Source organism: Clostridium carnis, from assembly GCF_054657435.1.
The window spans coordinates 2,782,107-2,803,236 of the sequence record NZ_BAAHYS010000001.1; the positions used below are offsets into that span (position 1 = coordinate 2,782,107).

Below are 21,130 nucleotides of genomic sequence, written 5' to 3' on the forward strand. Positions count from 1 at the left end.
CAATTATACAATAGTAAAAATTCATTTATAATTAAATTAATAAAATATATTTAATTTATTATATGGAGGATACTATGGAAGAAGTTTATAGATATGGAAGAGGGAACTTTAAAACTATAGATCAAGGGAATGAACTTTCATGGATGATTGGAAATGGAATTGGAGGATATTCAAATCATACAATAATCGGTGGTGGAGCAACAGCTTTTCATGGATATTTAATAGCATCATTAAATTCACCTGTAAATAGGTATTTAGTATTTACAAGAACTCAAGAAGATATAAATATAAATGGACGGAAATATGATTTAACATCACAACAATATTTAAATTTTAATAAAAATGGTCATGAATATCTTGAAAGATTTACATTTGATATTGTACCTGAGTATATATACAAGGTCGAAGATGTAACAGTAAAAAAAACCATTTCAATGGAATATGGACATAATACAGTAGCGGTATGCTATGAAATTGAAAATGGATATGAAGAAAGCAAATTAAATATAGTTCCATTATTTAATTATAGACAAGCAGGAGAAATATCAGAAAGAAGCGAATTAAAATTTAATGTAAAAGTATATGAAAAAAATTTAAGTTTAGTTCCTGATAAAAATAAAGATTTAAATATCACACTTTATACATCAGAAGGAGAGTTCTACAGTAGAGAATTAATAAAAACAAGCATGGCAACTCCTAATTATATTATAGAAGAAAATCATTTTTATATGCTAGATAATAGAACAGGATCTTTAAGTTTAGATAATCATTATACTCCATATGAAATTCATATTACTTTGAAACCTAATGAAAAAAAATCTTTCTATATATTATGTTCAACAGAAGATATTAACGAAAAAAATGGATTTGATATAGTTGAAAGCTATAAAAATAGAGCAGATTTATTAGTTAAAAGTGCTGGATATAATGATAAATTTGTAAATAATCTTGTTAAGGCAAGTGATCATTTTATAGTTAAAAGAAATAGTACTGGACTTAAAACTGTTTTAGCGGGATACCCTTGGTTTACTGACTGGGGAAGAGATACTATGATTGCTTTTGAAGGGTTAGTTCTTGTAACAAAGAGATTTGATGATGGAAGAGAAATATTAGAATCATTTGCTAAATATATAAAAAATGGGTTAGTCCCAAATGTATTTCCAGATACTAATATAGAGCCTGGATATAATACTGTAGATGCATCACTTTGGTACTTTCAGGCAGTTTATAAATATTTAAAATATACAGGTGGTGAAGATGATTATAAATTTATAAAGGATGTTATATATCCAAAGCTTATAGAAATATTTAATGCATATTCCAATAAAACAGATTTTTCTATTGGAATGGATAGAGATTACTTAATCTTTGCAGGTAAAGGTTTAGATCAAGTTACATGGATGGATGTTAGAGTAGGAGATTATGTTGTAACTCCTAGACATGGAAAACCAGTAGAAATAAATGCACTTTGGTATAATGCACTTAGAATAATGGAAGTTCTTTCAGAAAGGTTTGGGGATGATTCAAATAAATATAAGGAGTTATCAATTAAAGTAAGAAAATCATTTAATAATAAATTTTGGAATGAAGAGAAAGGATGTCTATATGATGTTGTAGATATAAATGATGATAAAATACGTCCAAATCAAATATGGGCAGTATCATTACCATTTTCAATATTAGATGAGGAAAGAGAAAGAAAGATTGTAGAGAAGGTTCATAAGCATCTTTATTCTACTTATGGATTAAGATCACTTTCTTTTATGGATAATGAATATAAAGAAAAATATATAGGGAAATTGTTTGATAGAGATTGTGCATATCATATGGGAACTACATGGGGATTTTTAATAGGACCTTTCATATCAGCATATTGTAAAGTAAATAAGTATTCAATGGATTCAATAAAAAAAGCAAATTATATGTGTAAAGTATTTGAGGATCATTTAAAAGATGGATGCATAAATGGCATAGCAGAGATATTTGATGGGGGATTTTCAGCAACTAGTAGAGGGTGCTATACTCAAGCTTGGAGTGTTGCCGAAGTTTTAAGAGCGTATATAAATGATGTTTATCCATATATTCAAAAATAGAATAATAAAAAGTCGTCTAAGACGACTTTTTATTTATAGGATTTTTTCATAATATTAATAGTTTCATCTAATGAAAGAGTATATCTATCAACTTCAAATAAATTACCCATAGTACTAATTGCATTTTTAGCAAGAGTTTCTATTTCATTTTCTTTAATAGAGTAATCTGACATTTTCAAGTTATCTACATTACATGCTTTCATTAATTTTATTAAAGCAGTTATAAAAGCATAAGGTTTTTCCTCTATTGGTAGAGAAGATACATTTTCCCCCATAGTCTTAGCCATAGTAATAAACCTATCAGGGATTTTAGAAGCAAAAAATTTATAGTAGCTTTCACAAAGCATAATAAGTCCTGCACCATGAGGTAGATTAGGATTATACGCACTTAAAGAATGCTCCATAGAATGCTCAGAAGTACAGCTTGAAGTTGATTCAACCATCCCTGATAATATACTTGCTAAAGCAAGATTAGTTCTAGCTTCTATATTATTTCCATCATTAACGGCTAAAGGAAGATATTTAGTTATTAGCTCAATACTTTTTAATGCATATATATCACTTAAAGGAGTAGCAACTTTTGCTATATACCCTTCCACTGCATGAAAAAGTGAATCAAAACCTTGATAAGCAGTTAAAATAGGTGGAATAGATAGCATAAGGTTCGGATCAATTATAGAAATTATAGGAAATGTTTCTGTTATACCAAAGCCTATTTTTTCATTAGTTTTTTCATTAGTAATTACTGTCCAAGGATCTATATCTGTACCAGTTCCAGCAGTAGTTGTTATAGCAATAATAGGTAAAGCACCGTTTAATACTTTTTTATTAAGTCCAGTACCTCCATTTATATAATCCCAGTAATCACCAGGATTCTTAGCCATTAGAGCTATACTTTTGGCAGAATCTATAGTACTACCCCCACCAAGCCCTATTATAAAGTCACAATTTTCATCTCTAGCAAGTTTTGATCCTTCCATTACATGTAATTTAATTGGATTAGAAAGAATTTTATCATATACAATTAAAGTAATGCCATTTTCATTTAAAAGTGAAATTACTTTATCTAAGTAACCATATCTTTTCATTGATTTTCCATTAGAAATAACAAGTAAAGCTTTTTTTCCAGGCAGTTCAATTTTAGAAAGTTCCTCTAATTTTCCTTTTCCAAATAAAATTTTAGTAGGTATGTGATAATTAAAATTCATAAAGTCTCTCCTTTTATAAATGTAAAATATTACAATATTTTTAGGTAGTAAAATTAATAAATTGTTAACAAAATTAATCAATAAAAAATATAAAACCAAAAAAATACATAAATTATTTTTTTGGCTTTTTTAATTATAATGTTCCCTTTATTAAAATTATATTTGCATAAAGAGATTTTTCAGATGTTGCAATAACGGCATAAGCATTTTTAGCTTCAGTATAAAAGTCAAATCTTTCAATAAAATTAAAATCTGTAAAACTTGGGAAAAAATCGTTTATAATATTTCTGTATTCATTCCAAATTACTGGAACTACAGGATCTCCTGGAACTATACTCATTAATGAAGCTGGTGTAGGTGAATAAGTATCTAGTGGAAATAGTTTTAAAATAGCATTAAGAATTTCTGAAACGGTATGTCCATCAGCTCTAATTAACCTTTTTGCACAAGTTGAAGAAGGAAAGTTTCCATCTGCAATTACAATTTTATCTCCGTGGCCCATTTCCATTAATATTTTCAATAAATCAGGTGAAATTATTGAAGGAATTCCTTTTAACACTGTATCATCTCCTTTAAACATGTGGTATATTTATCATTATAATACATAAATTGTAAACAAATCAATAAAAATACAAAAAAACTATTGTACAAGTATATAAAAGGAGATATAATGTAATCGTAATCAAAAAGAAACAAATAAAAAACAACATAAAACAAAATTCAGAAGTTCGTGGGGAGTGATTTTGTGGAAAAAACCGTATTATTGAAAATGGAGAATATCGATAAGGGTTTTCCGGGTGTACAAGCATTAAAAAGTGTACAACTTGAAGTATTAAAAGGGGAAGTGCATGTTTTAATAGGTGAAAATGGGGCTGGGAAATCAACATTAATGAAAGTATTAACTGGAGTTTATACTAGAGATCGAGGTACTATTCTTTTTAAAGGAAAGGAGTTCTCAGTAAAAAATCCTAAAGAAGCTGAAGATTTAGGTGTTTCAATTATTCATCAAGAATTTAATCTTTTACCACATTTAACAGTAGCACAAAATATTTATATAGGAAGAGAACCTAAAATAGGTAAAAGTTTCATAATAGATGATAAAAAGATGATTAATGACACAAAGATTTTATTGGAATCTATGCATTTAAAAATAGATCCATGTGCGATTGTAAATTCTCTTACTGTTGCTGAACAGCAAATGGTAGAAATAGCTAAAGCTTTAGCTGTTAAGTCAGAGGTTTTATTATTAGATGAACCAACATCAGCTTTAACAGAAAGTGAAATAGATGAATTATTCAGAATAATAAAAAAATTAAAGAGTGATGGAGTTGGAATTGTTTATATTTCTCATAGAATGGAGGAGTTTAAACATATAGCAGATAGAATTACTGTGTTAAGAGATGGAAGTTATGTTGGTACTAGGGTTTGGAAAGATACAAATATAGATGAAATTATAAAGATGATGGTAGGTAGAGATATAAAAAATAAATACCCTATAAAAAATCATAAAATTGGTAAAGTAATTTTTGAAGCTAAAAATATTAAAAGAGGAAATATAATTAAGAATGTTAGTTTTAATATAAGAGAAGGAGAAATTCTTGGTTTTGCTGGACTTATGGGGGCAGGAAGAACAGAGGTCTGTAGGGCTGTTTTTGGAGCAGATCCTATAGAATCAGGTGAGTTTTATTTAGATGGAAAACAAATTAAAATTAAATCCACAGTAGACGCTATAAAATATCAAATAGCATATCTTTCAGAAGATAGAAAAAGAGATGGATTATTATTAGATTTGGATGTTGAGTTTAATACTGTTTTAGCTAATCTAAATGAATATAGTAAAGGGATTGTTGTTAATGATAAAGAGTGTAAAAAGGTAACTGAAAAAAAGATAACGGATTTAAAAATAAAAACCCCTAATATAGAACAAAAGACTAAATTCTTAAGTGGAGGTAATCAGCAAAAAGTTTTAATAGGAAGATGGTTATGTAGAGACACTAGACTTTTAATATTTGATGAACCTACTAGGGGAATAGATGTAGGTGCCAAATTTGAAGTTTATTCACTTATGAAAGAACTTGCTGAAAAAGGTGTTGCAATTATTATGATATCATCTGAACTTCCAGAGATATTAGGTATGAGTGATAGGATTTTAGTTATGCATGAAGGCGAAAAGACTGGAGAGTTAGATATTAAAGAAGCAAATCAAGAGAAAATAATGCAATTAGCATCAGGTAGAATTGATTAATGAAAGAGAGGATTTTTTATGCAAGTAATAAAAGAAACTAATAAAAAAAGTATATTTAAAGATAATAAAAAGTTAATTCAAAAGATGGCTGCTGGGCTTAGTTTGTTAGTGATGTGTGTATTCTTTTCAATAGCAACACCATATTTTTTAGAATTTGATAATTTAATAACTATAGCTCTTCAGACAGCTGTTATAGGTATTATGGCAATGGGGGTAACTTTTGTAATAGTTACATCTGGTATAGATTTATCGTTAGGTGCAATTATAGCATTAAGTGGTGTTTCAGCTGGTATATGTGTAAATAAAGGTATGGGAATTGCTTTGTCTTTGATTATAGCATTATTAATTGGTACTGCTTTTGGTGCTTTAAATGGATTTTTAATAGGAAAGTTAAAGTTACCACCATTTATTTCAACACTTGGTGCAATGATGGTAGCTAGGGGGTTAACTCTTATATTAACAGATGCAAAGCCTGTATATTTTGATGTTGCTCCGCAATTTGCTCAAATTTCTCAAGGAAAATTATTTGGGTTAATACCTTATCCGGTTATATACTTAATAGTTATAGCTGTAATTTCATCATTTATATTAAAGAAAACTTTAATTGGAAGATATACTTATGCAATTGGTAGTAATGAGGAAGCTGCTAGACTTTCAGGAATTAATATATTTAGAACTAAAATGTTTGTCTACTCTTATTGTGGTTTAATGTGTGCTATTGCAGGTATCGTAATGGCTGCAAGAATAAATTCAGGGCAACCTACAGCTGGACAAGGATATGAACTTGATGCAATAGCAGCAGTTGTTGTTGGGGGTACATCTTTAAGTGGTGGAGAAGGATCAATAATAGGAACTTTTATAGGTGCATTTATAATGGGTGTATTAAAAAATGGTTTAAATCTTATGAATGTATCACAAAACTGGCAAATGCTTGCAATGGGAGTTGTAGTAATAGGTGCTGTTTATATGGATATGTTAAGAAAAAAGGGTAAATAGTTTTAATTCAATAATTATTTTAATTTATATAAATAATTATCAAAATAAATTAAAGTTTGGGAGGTTTTAATTATGAGGTTGAAAAAAATAACTGCCGTTATAGCTACTGCGCTTATTATACCAGCGGTGCTTTTTGGGTGTGGAGAAAAAGGAAAAGGTGAAAACAATACTAGCGAGGGTGGACAAAAATACGTTGCAGTAATTTCAAAAGGGTATCAACATGAATTTTGGAAAACAGTAGAAAAGGGTGCTCTTAAGGCTGGAGAAGAAAATAATGTAAAAGTAACTTTCGAGGGCCCAGACAATGAAACTATGGTAGATAAACAAATAGAAATGGTAGAAAATGCTATAACTAAAAAAGCTAATGTCATAATGTTAGCTCCGCTTGATAATAAAGCACTTCTTCCGGTTGTACAAAAAGCAGAAGAAAAAGGAATTCCTGTTATTACCTTTGACTCTAATTTAGATTCTGATATTCAAAAAAGTTTTATAGCTACAGATAATAAAGCAGCAGGTGCGGTTGCAGCTAAAGAAACAGCTAAGCTTATAGGAGATTCAGGAGAGGTTGCTATAGTTGCACATAATGAGGGAACCTCAACAGCCCAAGAAAGAAGAGATGGATTCAAAGAAGAAATAGAAAAGAATCATCCAAATATAAAAATAGTTTCAATTCAATATTCAGATGGAGATCATGCAAAAGCATTATCAAAATCTACAGATATTATGACATCGAACCCAAATCTAAAGGCTATTTATGCTACTAATGAAGGTGCTGCAATTGGAGTTGCTACTGCTGTTAAGGAAAAAGGAAAAACAGATTCAATTAAAGTTGTTGGATTTGACTCATCAGATCAAGAAATTAAATTCTTAGAAGAAGGTGTTATTACTGGATTCGTTGTTCAAAATCCATATAATATGGGATATCTTGGTGTTAAGGCGGCTACAGATATTTTAGATGGAAAAACTATAGAAAAGAGAATAGATACTGGTGCAACTTATGTTGATAAGAATAATATGAATAATGATGATATTCAAAAATTATTATATCCATTAGGGAAAAATTAATTTAACAAATAAAAAAGCTTCTTAGGAAGCTTTTTTATTTGTTAAATTTACTATTAAATAATTAAGGTATCTTATCTAATTAGATAAGATACCTTAATTATTTAATAGGATTTAACTATTTATAAAGTGGTCCAAAATTATTACAAGCTCTATAATCTGATCCTTCCATATCTTTTGTTCCAAACATGCTCCAAGCACTTGGTCTGAATATTTGTTCTTCTGGAACATTATGCATTGCTACAGGAATTCTTAAAATAGAAGCTAAGGTAATTAAATCTGCGCCAATATGGCCAAAAGATATTGCTCCATGATTTGCTCCCCAATTATTCATTACAGAATAAACATCTTTAAATGCACCTTCTCCAGTTAATCTTGGAGCAAACCAAGTTGTAGGCCAAGAACTATCAGTTCTATTATCAATTATTTCTGTAATATCTTTATCTAGCTCTAAAGAGTAACCTTCTGCTATTTGAAGAATTGGTCCTAATCCATCTATTATACAAAGTCTTGACATTGTAAGTGGTATTCCACCTTCAGAGATGAATTTTGAAGAGAATCCTCCTCCTCTAAAATATTCATCAATCGCAGGCCACCAAGTAGTAGCGTCAAGACATTCTTTAGCTTCATTTTCAGTAATTTTAAAGAATGGTTTCATTGTAGGATTACCATTTTCATCTTTTTGTTTACCACAGGCATCTAACGTAGCAGCTCCAGAGTTTATTAAATGAATAAATCCATTTGAAGAATTTCCTGTTAGTTCCTTACCACTAATTCTTTTAATAGCTTCAGGAGACCAATATGTTCTAACATCAGCAAAAATTTGAGCTGTATTTGTTAAAAGGTGACCAAATAACATTGGAATTGCATTTAAAGAATCATTTTCAGTAGCGAATACATAAGCTTCTCTTAAACCATTCCAGTCAAAGGAAGAATTTAAGATAGCCTCCATAAAATCCCCATTAGGTGAATGATCTGTCCAATGTCTTTGTCCTTGGAATCCACCAGCAATAGCATTATGACCTTCGGCTTCTTCTTTAAAACCTAAATCAGAAAGTCTGGAATTTCCAACCATTAAATCTCTAGTTATTAAAGTCATTTTAACAACCTTTTCCCAAATCTTATCTTTTTCTTCACGAGTTCTTTGTTTGCATATAGAATTTTTATCTTTTCCTTCTTTACAATTTTCTTTAACCCATTTAAGAGCTATTTCAAATTCATTTTTGTCATAAATCTCTCTATCTATTCTTCTAGTTATTTCGCTCATATCAACATATTCATTTCTCATTCCAAGATACTTTTGGAAGAATTTTTGATCTACAATGGAACCTGCAATACCCATTGATACTGATCCTAAAGATAAATAGGATTTTCCTTTCATCATTGAAACAGCAAGTCCAGCTCGAGCAAATCTAATAAGCTTTTCTTTCACATCTTCCGGTATTTCATTACAATCAGCATCTTGAACATCTTTTCCGTATATTCCGAAAGCTGGTAAACCAAATTGAGAATGTCCTGCTAAAGCTGCAGCTAAATATACTGCTCCTGGTCTTTCAGTTCCATTAAATCCCCAAATTGCTTTAGGCATATGTGGATCCATATCTATAGTTTCACTTCCATAACACCAACAAGGAGTTACTGTTATTGTTAAACCGACACCTTCTTTAATAAATTTTTCTGAACATCTAGCAGCTTCAGCAACGCCGCCTATAGTGCTATCAGAAATCACATATTGAACTGGTTGTCCATCAGGATAAGATAAAGAAGATGATAATAGTTCTCCTACTTGTTTCGCCATATTCATTGTTTGAACTTCTAGGGACTCTCTAACACCTTGGCGTCTTCCATCTATAGTTGGCCTTATTCCTATTTTAGGAAAATTTCCATTTAGTCTATTCATAAATATCTCCTCCCATAATAATATTTTAAATTTTTACAATTTAATTTTACTTCCAAAAAAAGTTAAAGTCAACTTAAAAACAATAAAACACAGAAAAAAATATCGTTTTCACTGTTGTTTGTGTTGAAATTGTGTTGTATTATATAAGTGTAATATTGAAATTAAAAGGGAGGGATAGTTTTGGGTATATTTTTAGCTTTTGATTTTGGGGCATCTTCAGGAAGAGCTATTATTTCTAAAATAATTAATAACAAAGTAGTATTAGATGAAATTCATAGGTTTCCAAATGAACCTGTGTTTTTAGGAGATAAATATGTTTGGGATTTTCCAAGATTATTAAATGAAATGAAAATAGCTTTAAGAAAGGCAGCTTTATTAAATGAAGAAATAGAGGGGATAGGAATTGATACTTGGGGTGTTGATTATGGGTTATTAGATAAAGACAATAACCTTATAGGAATGACTATGCATTATAGAGATAAGAGGAATTATAATGGGGTAGAAGAGACAAAAAAAATAATTTCGTTAGAAGAATTATTTTTAAGAACAGGAATATCACCAAATACTTTTAACACATGTTTTCAATTAGCTTCAGATAAAATAATGAGACCTGATATATTAAAAAATAGTGATAGCTTATTATTTATGCCAGATTTATTTGCATATTATTTAACTGGAGAAAAGAAGAATGAATTTACTATTTCTTCAACGTCAGGATTACTTAATATGAAAGAGAGAAGCTGGGATTATGAATTAATTGAAAAGTTAGATATTAATAAAGATATATTTAATGAAATTATTGAACCTGGGGAAATATACGGATATTTAACAGAAGATATTATGGAGGAAACAGGATTAGGTAAGATACCAGTAATAGCTGTTGGGAGTCATGATACAGCTTCAGCAGTTGCAGCAACTCCAATTTTAAATAAAAATTATGCTTTTTTAAGTTCAGGAACATGGTCACTATTAGGGATAGAGTTAGATAGTCCTATAATAAATAAAAAAACATTTAATTATGGTTTTACAAATGAAGGTGGAGTTTCTAATAAAATTAGATTATTGAAAAATATTAATGGGTTATGGCTTATACAACAACTTAAAAAAACATGGTGTGAATTAAAGGAAGAAATAGATTTTCCAGATATAATAAGAGAAGCTAGAAAGAATGAAAATTGTAAATTTATTGTTGATACCAATGATGAAAGTTTGATGAATACTAAAAATATGATTAAATCTATTAAAGAGTATTGTATTAAACATGGACAAGGTGAACCAAAGTCCTTAGGTGAACTTGCAATGGCTGTTTATAATGGATTAACAAATGAATATTCAGAAGCTATAAGAGAAATAGAAGATGTATTAGGTTATAAAATAGAAGGCATAAATATAGTTGGTGGAGGAATTAAAGATTCATATTTATGTGAACTTACATCAAAAAGAACAGCGAAAAAGGTAATAGCTGGACCAGTTGAAGCAGCAGTCCTTGGGAATATGATTTTGCAATGGATTTCAGTAAAAAAAATATTATCTGTTGAAGAAGGTAGAAATATAATATTGAACTCATTTAAAACAGAGTGCTATCTTTAATTCTAGCTAAAAAATACTTTCATATATGGATTTTTTTGTATATAATATAAATATTGTTAATAATATATTAAGAAAGTGAGGATATTGATGTGCTAGCCATAGAAAGAAGACAAAAAATAGTTGATATAATACAAGAACAGAAAAAAGTACTAGTGCAAGAGCTCGCTATTGATTTCTCTGTTACGGAAGAAACTATAAGAAGAGACCTTGAGAAACTTGAAGATCAAGGTGTATTAAAAAGGACTTATGGAGGCGCTATAGTTAATGAGGGAACCAATGTAGATATGCCTTTAGATATGAGAGAAGTTATAAATAAAGAAGGAAAAATGAAGATAGCAGAAAAGGTATCAGAAGAAATAAAAGATGGTGATACATTAATGCTTGATTCATCTTCAACAGCTTTTTATGTAGCTAAATGTTTAAAGAAAAATAAAAGAAACGTTACTATAATAACTAATTCTTTTAAAGTATTAATGGAACTTCAAGAAGTAAAGGAAATCAATCTTATTCTTGCAGGAGGAACCTTTAGAGCAACATCTAAATCCTTTGTGGGAAAGTGGGCTGAAAATATTATAAAAAATTATTATGTAAATAAAGCAATTATATGTTGTAAGGGAATGGATATAAATAGGGGAGTTATGGACTCTAATGAACAGGAGGCAGAGATAAAGAAACTTATGTCAAAATGTTCAAGTAAAGTTTTGTTAGTTGTAGATAAAGTTAAATTTAACAAAAGCTCCTTTGTTAAAATAATGGACTTCAAAGAGGTTGATTATATTTATACAGATGAAGAAGTGTCTGAAGAATGGATAAATGTATTTAAAAGTAATAAAGTAAATTTAATTATATATTAGAAGTATAAATGAAAAAGAGTATCAAAGAGTAAATTATCTTTGGTACTCTTTTTTATTTTGAAAACAAAATAAAATTACAAAATAATCTTTGGTATTTATTGACAACACAAATTTACGATGATAAAATAAAGATAAATAAAGATAAAACAAAATAAAACCAAATAGGAGGATAAATTATGATATCTGAATACGAAATAAAAAAACAAATGTGTGAAATTGGAAAAAGAATTTATATGAATGGGTTTGTAGCAGCAAACGATGGAAACTTATCAGTAAAAATTAATGATAGAGAAGTGCTTTGTACTCCAACAGGTGTATCTAAAGGATATATGACACCAGATATGATATGTAAGGTTGATATAGATGGGAAAGTATTAAGCTCAAATGGTAACTTTAAACCATCATCAGAAGTTAAAATGCATTTAAGAGTATATAAGGAAAGACCAGATGTAAAATCAGTAGTGCATGCTCATCCACCATATGGTACAAGCTATGCTATAGCTGGTATTCCATTAGATAAAGCAATAATGCCAGAAGCGGTAATTGCTTTAGGAAATGTTCCTATAGCAGAGTATGGAACTCCATCAACAGATGAAATTCCAGATGCAGTTGCGAAATATCTTCAATGCTATGATGCTGTTCTTTTGGAAAATCACGGGGCCTTAACTTATGGTCCAGATTTAATGTCCGCATATTTTAAGATGGAATCTTTAGAGTTTTATGCAAAACTTATGTTTATATCAAGCCAAATTGGTGAGCCACAAGTTTTAAATAATAAACAAGTTGATAAATTACTAGATATAAGAAAAAATATGAATTTAATTGGAAAACATCCTGGATTATGCTGTAAGGATACTGAGTGTAAATATAATTCAAATAATATAGAAAATTCTAGCGAAAAAGTTACTAGTGATGCAATAGAAAAAATTGTGCGAGAAGTTACTAAAAAAATATTAGGAGCTATTAAATAATGAAATCAAAAAGATTTCAAGAGTTAAAAAAAAGACCTATAAATCAGGATGTTTTTATGGAGGAATGGCCAGAAAAAGGATTTATAGCAATGAAAAGTCCATATGATCCAAAACCATCTATAAAAATAAAAGATAATAAAATTATAGAGTTAGATGGTAAAAGTAGAGATGAGTTTGACTTTATAGATTATTTTATTGCTGATTATACCATAGATAAAGAAGTAGCTCTTAAAGCTATGGAAATTAGTTCTTTAAAAATTGCAAGACTTTTAGTTGATATATCAACATCTAGAGATGAAATTATAAAAATTGCTAAAGGTCTTACACCAGCTAAAATTGTAGAAGTAATAAATTATTTAAATGTAGTTGAAATGATGATGGGTATGCAAAAACTTAGAGCTAGAAAAACACCAGCTAATCAAGCACATATAACTAATTTAAAAGATAATCCTCTACTTATAGCTGCAGATGCAGCAGAAGGCGCATTAAGAGGATTTAGAGAGGAAGAAACTACAGTAGGAATTGTTAGATATGCACCATTTAATGCAATATCTTTATTAATAGGATCACAAATAGGTAAAAAAGGAGTATTAACTCAATGTGCTGTTGAAGAAGCTACAGAGCTTGAACTTGCAATGAGAGGGTTTACTACATATGCAGAAACAATGTCTGTATATGGAACAGAGAATGTATTTATTGATGGTGATGATACACCATATTCAAAAGCTTTTTTAAATGCAGCTTATGCATCAAGGGGTCTTAAAACTAGGTTTACATCTGGAACTGGGTCAGAAGTATTAATGGGAGATGCAGATAAAAAATCTATGTTATATTTAGAAACTAGATGCTTAATGGTTACAAAGGGGGCTGGGTCACAGGGAGTTCAAAATGGTTCAGTTTCAACTATTGGAATTACATCATCAGTTCCTTCAGGTATAAGGGCTGTATTGGGTGAGAATTTAATAGCAGCATTACTAGATTTAGAGGTTGCATCCTCTAATGATCAAACATTTTCACATAGTGATATTAGAAGAACAGCAAGACTTTTAATGCAATTTTTACCAGGAACTGATTTTATTTTTTCAGGGTATAGCGGAACTCCAAATTATGACAACATGTTTGCTGGATCTAACTTTGATGCTGAAGATTTTGATGATTATAATGTTTTACAAAGAGACTTAAGAGTAGATGGTGGATTAAGACCTATAAAAGAAGAAGAGGTTATAAAGGTTAGGTATAAAGCTGCAAAAGTCATTCAAGATTTATTTAAAGAATTGGATTTATCTATTATTAAGGATGAAGAAGTTATTGCTGCAACTTATGCTCATGGTAGTAAAGATGTTCCAGATAGAGATGTTATTAAAGATTTTGAAGCTATAGAAAATCTTATGAAAAATAAGATTACTGGAATAGATATTGTAAAAGCTTTAGTAAATTCAGGGCATAGAGATGTTGCAAAAGACATTCTTGAAATGTTAAAACAGAGAGTTTCTGGAGATTATCTTCAAACATCCGCAATACTTGATGAAGAATTTAATGTTATATCTTCTATAAATAATAAAAATGATTATTTAGGGCCTGGAACAGGATATAGGCTTAAGGGATTAGAATGGGAAAATGTTAAAAATATAAATAATCTTATAGATAGAAACTCCTATTAGGAAGTTAGGAGGTAAAAGATGAATGAGGATATATTAATAAAAGAAATTACAAAAATTGTAATGAAAAAATTAAAAGAACTAGAAGAATCTAATATTAATATAAATAATATTCATAAAAAAGATAAAGATGAGGTAGTAATTGGAATAAGCCCTACATTTAATGAAGAGGTAAAAACCACACTTTCGGGAATTACCCATAGAGATGTAATAAAAGAAATTGTTGCTGGAATAGAAGAAGAGGGGCTTAAGGCAAGAGTAATTAAGGTTTTTAAAAGTGCAGATGTAGCATTTATTGGAAAAGAAGCAGCTCTTAATAGTGGATCTGGAATAGGAATAGGTTTACAGGCCAAGGGAACTTCAGTGATACATCAAAAAGATTTATATCCTTTAAGTAATTTAGAACTATTTCCCCAAGCTCCATTAATAGATCTTAAGACTTATAGAAATATAGGAAAAAACTCTGCAAAATATGCAAAAATGACTAATCCAATTCCAATTAAGGTAACAAGTGATTGTATGGTAAGACCTAAATTTCAAGTAAAAGCTGCACTTTTTCATATAAAGGATACAGAAAAAGTAATAAGAGGTGCTAAATCAGTTGAAATACCATTGGAGGAATTAATATGAAATATCCGTTAAGTAAAGAAAATGTAGAAATAAAAAGTAAAAGTGGACGAAGATTAGATGATATAACAATAGATGAAGTTATTAAGGGCAATATTACTGGAGAAGATATTAAGATATCTAAAGAAACTTTAAATATTCAGGGAGAAATTGCTAAAAAAGAAGGGCGATATCAATTAGGTGAAAACTTAGAAAGAGCTTCAGAGTTAGTAAATATTCCTGATGATGAATTACTTATTATTTATAATATGTTAAGGCCATATAGAAGTACAGAAAAAGAACTTCTAGAAAAGGCTAAAGAATTAGAAGTTAAATATAATGCTTTTAAATGTAGTAATCTAGTTTTAGATGCTATTAAAGTATATAAAAAAAGAGGGTTGTTAAAAGTATAGTGAAAATTTGTGGAGTAGATATAGGTAATTCAACAACAGAAATTACTTTAAGTAATATAGACACCTTAAGTAAGGAGATTGAATACTTAGGATCATTTTCTGTTAAAACTACAGGGGTTAAAGGAACAAAGGATAATGTAACTGGAATAAGAGTTGCAATAAATGAGTTATTAAAAAAATTAAATTTAAAAATAACTGATATAGACCTTATAAAGATAAATGAAGCTTCTCCTGTTATTGGAGAAAGTGCTATGGAAACTATACAAGAGACAATTATAACAGATTCCGCTATGATTGGACATAATCCTGATACACCAGGTGGTGGAGGATTAGCTCTTGGAAAAACTATAAAAATTCAAGATTTATGCAATGCTAAAAGTAATGAAAATTACATAGTGGTAGTTTCAGAGAATTATAATTATGAAGAGGCATCAAATAAAATAAATGAGTTTTTAGACAAAGGATTAAAAATTACAGGTGCTATTTTAAAAGAAGATGAAGGTGTTCTTTTAAGCAATAGATTAAAAGTAAATATTCCAATTGTAGATGAAGTTATTAATATAAATAAGATTCCAATAAATAAATTAGCAGCTATTGAGGTTGCTAAAGTTGGACAAACAATAAAAAAATTAAGCAATCCCTATGGATTATCTAGTATATTTAATCTTACTGCTGAAGAAACAAAAAAAGTTATTCCAATTGCAAAGGGACTTATTGGTTTAAAATCAGGTGTAGTAATTAGAACTCCAGATGGAGAAGTTAAGGAGCGAAAAATTAAGGCTGGATTTTTAAAAATAATAGGAAAAAAAAGCATTGAGGAAGTTGATATTAGTAATGGGGCAGATTTAATTATGAGAAAAGTAGAGGCTATTGGTGAAATTAAAGATATAGATGGAGAAAATGAAAGTAATATTTTATTTATGATTAAATCTATAAAAAATTCTATGGCAAATATTTCAAAACTTAATATGGAAAGTATAAAGATAAAAGATATATTAGCTGTAGATACAACTATTCCATTAAAGATAAAAGGTGGAATAGCCAATGAAACCTATAGAGAAAAGGCGGTAGCTATTGCTGCTATGGTTAAAACTCATGAGCTTCCATTAAAAAATATTAAATATGAGTTAGAATCAATATTTAAAGTTAATGTTGAAATTAATGGAATCGAAGCAGTTATGGCTTCAATAGGAGCATTAACAACTAGAGGTACAAAATTACCAATTTCAATTGTTGATATGGGTGGAGGATCTACTGATATTGCAATACTTGAAGAAAGTGGTAAGGTAACTACAACTCATTTGGCAGGCGCAGGAGAATTAGTTACTATGCTAATTAATATTGAACTTGGGTTAAATGATAGAAATATAGCGGAAGAAATAAAAAAGAATATTGTAGGAAAAGTGGAATCTTTATATACATTAAGGTTAGAAACAGGAGAAATAAAGTTTTTTAGTAAACCTTTAAGCTCTAGACTTTATGGAAGAATAGTAGTGGTAAAAGAAAATGAGTTAATACCAATATATAAAAATATTACTATAGAAGAAATTATAAAGATAAGAAAAAGATCTAAGGAAGAAGTATTTGTTAGAAATATATTACGAGGTTTAAAAAGCATAAGTCCAATGGGGAATATTCATCTTATATCTAATGTTGTATTAGTTGGTGGATCGGCATTAGATTTTGAAGTTCCAGATATGATAGTTAAAGAACTTTCTAATTATGGAATAGTTGCAGGCTGTGGAAATATAAGAAATTGTGAAGGTCCAAGACATGCAGTTTCAACTGGATTAACATTACATTATATAGAAAGGTTGTAAGTTGAAAATGACAAATAATCTTTTACAAATATATAGTGATCCCAATAATAAAAATTTAATATCTGTAGAAAATGGTATTGAAGAGCAAGGAATTTATTATGAAGTTTTACCTTTAAAGTTATTTGATGAAATAAATTTAAAAGATAAACCATTTAACATGGTTGTTATAATACATGGAAATGAAGCTTGGCTTAATAGTAATGACTTTAAATTTGGAGTTAATACTATATCGAAAAATATTTTTAAGGAATTTGGATTAGATGTTGGAAGATATATTAAAGGAATTCCTTTAAAGGGTGAGTGGAGTGAGTAATTTAGAATATTTAAATTTAAAGATTTCTACTTCAATAATAAATGAGGTTGAAAAAAAAGCAAAAGAACTAGGAACTCCAGTGGTTATAGCAATATCAAATAAGTGGGGTTTTCCAATAGCAGTTCATTTTATGGATGGAGCATTACCAGCTAGTTATGATATAGCTGTTAATAAAGCTTTTACTTCAGCAACAGTAAGAGTATCAACAAAAGAACTTAGAGATTTAGCAAAAGATAGAGGAGATTTATTTGGGATAATAAATACAAATAATAACAAAATAGTAGCCTTTCCAGGCGGATTTCCTTTAGAAGTAGAAGGGAAAGTAGTAGGGGCAATTGGTGTAAGTGGTGGAACAGCAGAGTATGATAATAAACTTGCTGTACTAGGAACATCAATATATAAGGAGGTCATTAAATGGTTAGTAATGAAAAGATAATAGAAGATATAGTTGCTAAAGTTTTAAGTGAAATGATAGGAACAAAAAAAATTAATGAGTCATGTTGTAATGACAGTAAATCTTGCAAAGGAAATTGTAATTGTAGTAAAGAAAAATATATTTTTAATTCAGTTGATGATGCCGTTTTTGCTGCAGAAGAAGCATATAGGAGTTTAAGAGAACTCACTATTACTCAAAGAGAAAAAATAGTAAAAAATATAAGACAAAAATGTTTAGACTATGCAGATGTTTTATCAAATATGGCAGTTGAAGAAACTGGAATGGGCAAAGTTGAAGATAAAATTACAAAACATGTTTTAATAGCAGAAAAAACACCTGGAACTGAAGATATTAAAACTACTGCATGGAGTGGTGATGGTGGACTTACATTAATTGAGAGGGGAGCCTTTGGAGTTATAGCTGCAATTACGCCATCAACAAATCCAACAGCAACAGTTTTATGTAATTCAATTGGAATGATATCAGCAGGAAATGCAGTAGTGTTTGCTCCACATCCAAATGCGGTTAATTGTTCAAATTTTGCTGTTAAGCTTGTAAATGAAGCATCAATAGAAGCTGGAGGGCCTGAAAATATAGTAGTTTCCTTTAAAAAACCAAGTATAGAAATAACTACAAATCTTATGAAACATAAAGGTATTGATTTAATTTCTGCAACTGGAGGTCCAGGAGTTGTACATCAAGCATTATCGTCAGGCAAAAGGGCATTAGGAGCCGGAGCTGGGAATCCACCAGTTATAGTAGATGAAAGTGCAGATATAGAAAAAGCAGCTAAGGATATTATTGATGGAGCAACATTTGATAACAATCTTCCTTGTATAGCAGAAAAAGAAGTAATAGCACTAGATTCTATATGTGATGATTTAATGAAATATATGACTTGTTTTGGAGCATATATGATAGATGATATTGAAGTTATTAAGAAACTTGAAGATACAGTTTTAATAAAAAAAGGTAATAAATTAATTTTAAATAGAGATTTTGTTGGAAAGGATGCAAGTAAAATTTTAGAGGCTATAGGAATTAGTGTTAATGATTCTATTAGATGTATTATATTTGAAGGAAATAAAGATGATTTATTAATTAAAGAAGAGTTAATGATGCCTATTTTAGGGATAGTAAGAGCTAAATGCTTTGAATCAGCTGTTGAATATGCATTAGAACTTGAGCATGGAAATAGACATTCAGCTCATATGCATTCAAAAAATATAGATAATCTAACAACTTTTGCCAGAAAAATTGATACAGCAATTTTTGTTAAAAATGCACCATCATATTCAGCATTAGGTGTAAATGCTGAAGGATTTGCTACATTTACTATAGCAAGTAAAACAGGTGAAGGATTAACATCTACTAAAACGTTTACAAAAAATAGAAGATGTGTATTATCAGATGGGCTTTCAATTAGATAAAGGGAGGGTTAAGTTATGGATGTTAATAATATAAATATTGAAGAAATAGTAAAGAGTATTATAAAAGAAATGACACATGGAAATGAAAGTAAAGAAGATTTTAATTTAGAAAATCAAGGTATAGCTAAAGTAGGTATGTTAGTGGCTAAAGAGAAAATTGAAATAAAAAAATTTAATATACCTGAAATTAGTAATGATGAAATACTTATAAAAGTTGAAGGGTGTGGAATTTGTGGTACAGATGTTCACGAATATAAAAATGATCCTTTTGGAATTATACCTGTAGTTCTTGGACATGAAGGTAGCGGAGAAATTGTAAAAATAGGTAAAAATATTAATAAAGATTCAGCAGGTAAAGATATTAAAATTGGAGATAAAATTGTAACTTGTATAATACCATGTGGCAAATGTGATGTATGCTTAAAACATCCAGAAAGAACAAATCTTTGTGAAAATCAAGGTATTTATGGATTAATTAGCGATGACAATGTACATTTGAATGGATGGTTTAGTGATTATTTAGTTTTAAGAAAGGGATCTACAATTTTTAATGTATCTGATATGGATCTTCGTTCAAGATTATTAATAGAACCATCAGCTGTTGTAGTACATGCTGTTGAAAGAGTTAAGCAAACAGGATTGTTAAAATTTAACTCTAAAGTCTTAGTACAAGGATGTGGACCTATAGGGTTGCTTTTACTTTCAGTACTTAGAACAATGGGGATAGAGAATATTGTTGCTGTAGATGGAAATGAAAAGCGATTAGAAATGGCTAAAAAATTAGGAGCTACTGAAACAATTAATATTATGAATAGCTCTTCCTTTGAAGAAACAATTAGTAAAGTTAAAGCTTTTTCAGATAATATAGGTGTTGATTTTGCATTCCAATGTACAGGCTCACCAAAGGCCGCAGAGGGAATATGGAAATTTGTAAAAAGAGGAGGAGGCTTATGTGAAGTCGGTTTCTTTGTAGATAATGGAAATGCAACTATAAATCCACACTTTGATATTTGTAATAAAGAAATAACCGTTGTTGGATCATGGGTGTATACTCCTCAAGACTATTTAACTACATTTGATTTTCTAAAGAGAGCTAACGGTATAGGATTACCGATAAATGAGTTAATTACACATGAATTTTCTTTGGAAGAACTTGGAGAAGCTTTAGAAACAAATATAAGACAGGAAGGAATAAAAATAGCCATAATAAATAAGTAGTGAGGTGCTAGGTGAGTGCTTTAGGAATAATTGAGGTTTTTGGTTTAACAACTGCATTAGTGGCAGCAGATGCAGCATGCAAATCTGGAAATGTAAGAATAGAAGCTTTAGACAACAATAAACCAGCCAATGCAGATAAATTACCAGTACCTGTATTAATAATTGTAAAGTTTAGAGGCAGCGTAAGTGATGTAGAAATGGCTATGGAAGCAGCCGAAAGAGCTGCAAATAAAGTATCGGGATTTAGTTGCAAAAAGGTAATAGCTAGTCCAGATAAAAAAGTAGAAAATTTTATAAAAGCAAGTTGTATAAAATAA

General features: G+C 29.5%; 19 protein-coding genes. 16 read left to right on the top strand and 3 right to left on the bottom strand.

All coding sequences use genetic code 11. The features are described from left to right. The first annotated feature begins 74 nt into the window (after positions 1 to 74). Positions 75 to 2,093, top strand: a complete 2,019-nt coding sequence (locus ACYQ1T_RS13540; protein WP_459835704.1) for an amylo-alpha-1,6-glucosidase — start codon at positions 75 to 77, stop codon at positions 2,091 to 2,093. A 29-nt stretch (positions 2,094 to 2,122) separates the two neighbouring features. Here ACYQ1T_RS13540 and ACYQ1T_RS13545 read toward each other — a convergent pair whose 3' ends face one another. Further along, entirely contained in the window at positions 2,123 to 3,301 is a 1,179-nt protein-coding gene (locus tag ACYQ1T_RS13545) for an iron-containing alcohol dehydrogenase (protein ID WP_459835707.1), read from the bottom strand. Between the two features lie 133 nt (positions 3,302 to 3,434). Further along, positions 3,435 to 3,860 carry an RbsD/FucU family protein gene (locus ACYQ1T_RS13550; RefSeq protein WP_459835709.1) on the bottom strand — a complete coding sequence of 142 codons (426 nt, stop codon included), beginning with the start codon at positions 3,858 to 3,860 and terminating at the stop codon, positions 3,435 to 3,437. 210 nt (positions 3,861 to 4,070) lie between these two features. Between ACYQ1T_RS13550 and ACYQ1T_RS13555 the strand changes: the two genes are divergently transcribed. The 3 genes from ACYQ1T_RS13555 to ACYQ1T_RS13565 all read left to right on the top strand — a co-directional run bounded on the left by ACYQ1T_RS13555 (position 4,071) and on the right by ACYQ1T_RS13565 (position 7,607). Continuing rightward, positions 4,071 to 5,546: a sugar ABC transporter ATP-binding protein gene (locus ACYQ1T_RS13555; RefSeq protein ID WP_459835711.1), complete on the top strand. Its 1,476-nt coding sequence runs from the start codon at positions 4,071 to 4,073 to the stop codon at positions 5,544 to 5,546. 18 nt (positions 5,547 to 5,564) lie between these two features. After that, positions 5,565 to 6,542, top strand: a complete 978-nt coding sequence (locus tag ACYQ1T_RS13560) for an ABC transporter permease (RefSeq protein ID WP_459835713.1) — start codon at positions 5,565 to 5,567, stop codon at positions 6,540 to 6,542. A 72-nt stretch (positions 6,543 to 6,614) separates the two neighbouring features. Further along, positions 6,615 to 7,607 carry an ABC transporter substrate-binding protein gene (locus ACYQ1T_RS13565; RefSeq protein ID WP_459835715.1) on the top strand — a complete coding sequence of 331 codons (993 nt, stop codon included), beginning with the start codon at positions 6,615 to 6,617 and terminating at the stop codon, positions 7,605 to 7,607. Between the two features lie 115 nt (positions 7,608 to 7,722). Here the strand turns inward: ACYQ1T_RS13565 and ACYQ1T_RS13570 are convergent, their stop codons facing one another. Beyond that, positions 7,723 to 9,510, bottom strand: coding sequence for an L-fucose isomerase (locus ACYQ1T_RS13570; RefSeq protein WP_459836558.1), 1,788 nt, complete (start codon positions 9,508 to 9,510; stop codon positions 7,723 to 7,725). A gap of 174 nt (positions 9,511 to 9,684) precedes the next feature. On the opposite strand from ACYQ1T_RS13570, the gene ACYQ1T_RS13575 reads away from it, so the two are divergent. The 12 genes from ACYQ1T_RS13575 (at position 9,685) to ACYQ1T_RS13630 (ending at position 21,130) form a co-directional block, all read left to right on the top strand. Continuing rightward, positions 9,685 to 11,094 (top strand): rhamnulokinase, encoded by a 1,410-nt coding sequence (locus tag ACYQ1T_RS13575; RefSeq protein WP_459835718.1) that lies wholly within the window; start codon positions 9,685 to 9,687, stop codon positions 11,092 to 11,094. An 89-nt stretch (positions 11,095 to 11,183) separates the two neighbouring features. Beyond that, the gene (locus tag ACYQ1T_RS13580) at positions 11,184 to 11,948 is read left to right on the top strand and encodes a DeoR/GlpR family DNA-binding transcription regulator (protein WP_459835720.1); all 765 of its coding nucleotides are present in this window, start codon (positions 11,184 to 11,186) and stop codon (positions 11,946 to 11,948) included. Positions 11,949 to 12,124: 176 nt separating this feature from the next. Beyond that, entirely contained in the window at positions 12,125 to 12,919 is a 795-nt protein-coding gene (locus ACYQ1T_RS13585; RefSeq protein WP_459835722.1) for a class II aldolase/adducin family protein, read from the top strand. Further along, the gene (locus ACYQ1T_RS13590) at positions 12,919 to 14,580 is read left to right on the top strand and encodes a propanediol/glycerol family dehydratase large subunit (protein WP_459835724.1); all 1,662 of its coding nucleotides are present in this window, start codon (positions 12,919 to 12,921) and stop codon (positions 14,578 to 14,580) included. Before ACYQ1T_RS13585 ends, ACYQ1T_RS13590 begins: the two co-directional genes overlap by 1 nt. 18 nt (positions 14,581 to 14,598) lie before the next feature. Continuing rightward, positions 14,599 to 15,207 carry a propanediol/glycerol family dehydratase medium subunit gene (locus ACYQ1T_RS13595; RefSeq protein WP_459835726.1) on the top strand — a complete coding sequence of 203 codons (609 nt, stop codon included), beginning with the start codon at positions 14,599 to 14,601 and terminating at the stop codon, positions 15,205 to 15,207. Beyond that, the gene (locus tag ACYQ1T_RS13600) at positions 15,204 to 15,596 is read left to right on the top strand and encodes a diol dehydratase small subunit (protein WP_459835728.1); all 393 of its coding nucleotides are present in this window, start codon (positions 15,204 to 15,206) and stop codon (positions 15,594 to 15,596) included. The genes ACYQ1T_RS13595 and ACYQ1T_RS13600 overlap by 4 nt, the downstream gene beginning before the upstream one ends. Then, positions 15,596 to 17,416 (top strand): diol dehydratase reactivase subunit alpha, encoded by a 1,821-nt coding sequence (locus tag ACYQ1T_RS13605; protein WP_459835730.1) that lies wholly within the window; start codon positions 15,596 to 15,598, stop codon positions 17,414 to 17,416. Before ACYQ1T_RS13600 ends, ACYQ1T_RS13605 begins: the two co-directional genes overlap by 1 nt. 7 nt (positions 17,417 to 17,423) lie before the next feature. Next, positions 17,424 to 17,729: a hypothetical protein gene (locus ACYQ1T_RS13610; RefSeq protein WP_459835732.1), complete on the top strand. Its 306-nt coding sequence runs from the start codon at positions 17,424 to 17,426 to the stop codon at positions 17,727 to 17,729. Further along, positions 17,722 to 18,165, top strand: a complete 444-nt coding sequence (locus ACYQ1T_RS13615) for a GlcG/HbpS family heme-binding protein (RefSeq protein ID WP_459835734.1) — start codon at positions 17,722 to 17,724, stop codon at positions 18,163 to 18,165. Before ACYQ1T_RS13610 ends, ACYQ1T_RS13615 begins: the two co-directional genes overlap by 8 nt. Further along, the gene (locus ACYQ1T_RS13620) at positions 18,144 to 19,595 is read left to right on the top strand and encodes an aldehyde dehydrogenase family protein (protein ID WP_459835736.1); all 1,452 of its coding nucleotides are present in this window, start codon (positions 18,144 to 18,146) and stop codon (positions 19,593 to 19,595) included. The genes ACYQ1T_RS13615 and ACYQ1T_RS13620 overlap by 22 nt, the downstream gene beginning before the upstream one ends. A 15-nt stretch (positions 19,596 to 19,610) precedes the next feature. Next, positions 19,611 to 20,813: a zinc-dependent alcohol dehydrogenase gene (locus tag ACYQ1T_RS13625; RefSeq protein WP_459835738.1), complete on the top strand. Its 1,203-nt coding sequence runs from the start codon at positions 19,611 to 19,613 to the stop codon at positions 20,811 to 20,813. Positions 20,814 to 20,824: 11 nt separating this feature from the next. Continuing rightward, the gene (locus tag ACYQ1T_RS13630; RefSeq protein WP_459835740.1) at positions 20,825 to 21,130 is read left to right on the top strand and encodes a BMC domain-containing protein; all 306 of its coding nucleotides are present in this window, start codon (positions 20,825 to 20,827) and stop codon (positions 21,128 to 21,130) included.

Excerpts from the sequence above, each read along its gene's own strand:
- ACYQ1T_RS13540 (WP_459835704.1), top strand. The coding sequence starts at position 75 with ATGGAAGAAGTTTATAGATATGGAAGAGGGAACTTTAAAACTATAGAT.
- ACYQ1T_RS13545 (WP_459835707.1), bottom strand. The coding sequence starts at position 3,301 with ATGAATTTTAATTATCACATACCTACTAAAATTTTATTTGGAAAAGGA.
- ACYQ1T_RS13555 (WP_459835711.1), top strand. The coding sequence starts at position 4,071 with ATGGAGAATATCGATAAGGGTTTTCCGGGTGTACAAGCATTAAAAAGT.
- ACYQ1T_RS13560 (WP_459835713.1), top strand. The coding sequence starts at position 5,565 with ATGCAAGTAATAAAAGAAACTAATAAAAAAAGTATATTTAAAGATAAT.
- ACYQ1T_RS13565 (WP_459835715.1), top strand. The coding sequence starts at position 6,615 with ATGAGGTTGAAAAAAATAACTGCCGTTATAGCTACTGCGCTTATTATA.
- ACYQ1T_RS13585 (WP_459835722.1), top strand. The coding sequence starts at position 12,125 with ATGATATCTGAATACGAAATAAAAAAACAAATGTGTGAAATTGGAAAA.
- ACYQ1T_RS13590 (WP_459835724.1), top strand. The coding sequence starts at position 12,919 with ATGAAATCAAAAAGATTTCAAGAGTTAAAAAAAAGACCTATAAATCAG.
- ACYQ1T_RS13595 (WP_459835726.1), top strand. The coding sequence starts at position 14,599 with ATGAATGAGGATATATTAATAAAAGAAATTACAAAAATTGTAATGAAA.
- ACYQ1T_RS13600 (WP_459835728.1), top strand. The coding sequence starts at position 15,204 with ATGAAATATCCGTTAAGTAAAGAAAATGTAGAAATAAAAAGTAAAAGT.
- ACYQ1T_RS13610 (WP_459835732.1), top strand. The coding sequence starts at position 17,424 with ATGACAAATAATCTTTTACAAATATATAGTGATCCCAATAATAAAAAT.
- ACYQ1T_RS13620 (WP_459835736.1), top strand. The coding sequence starts at position 18,144 with ATGGTTAGTAATGAAAAGATAATAGAAGATATAGTTGCTAAAGTTTTA.
- ACYQ1T_RS13625 (WP_459835738.1), top strand. The coding sequence starts at position 19,611 with ATGGATGTTAATAATATAAATATTGAAGAAATAGTAAAGAGTATTATA.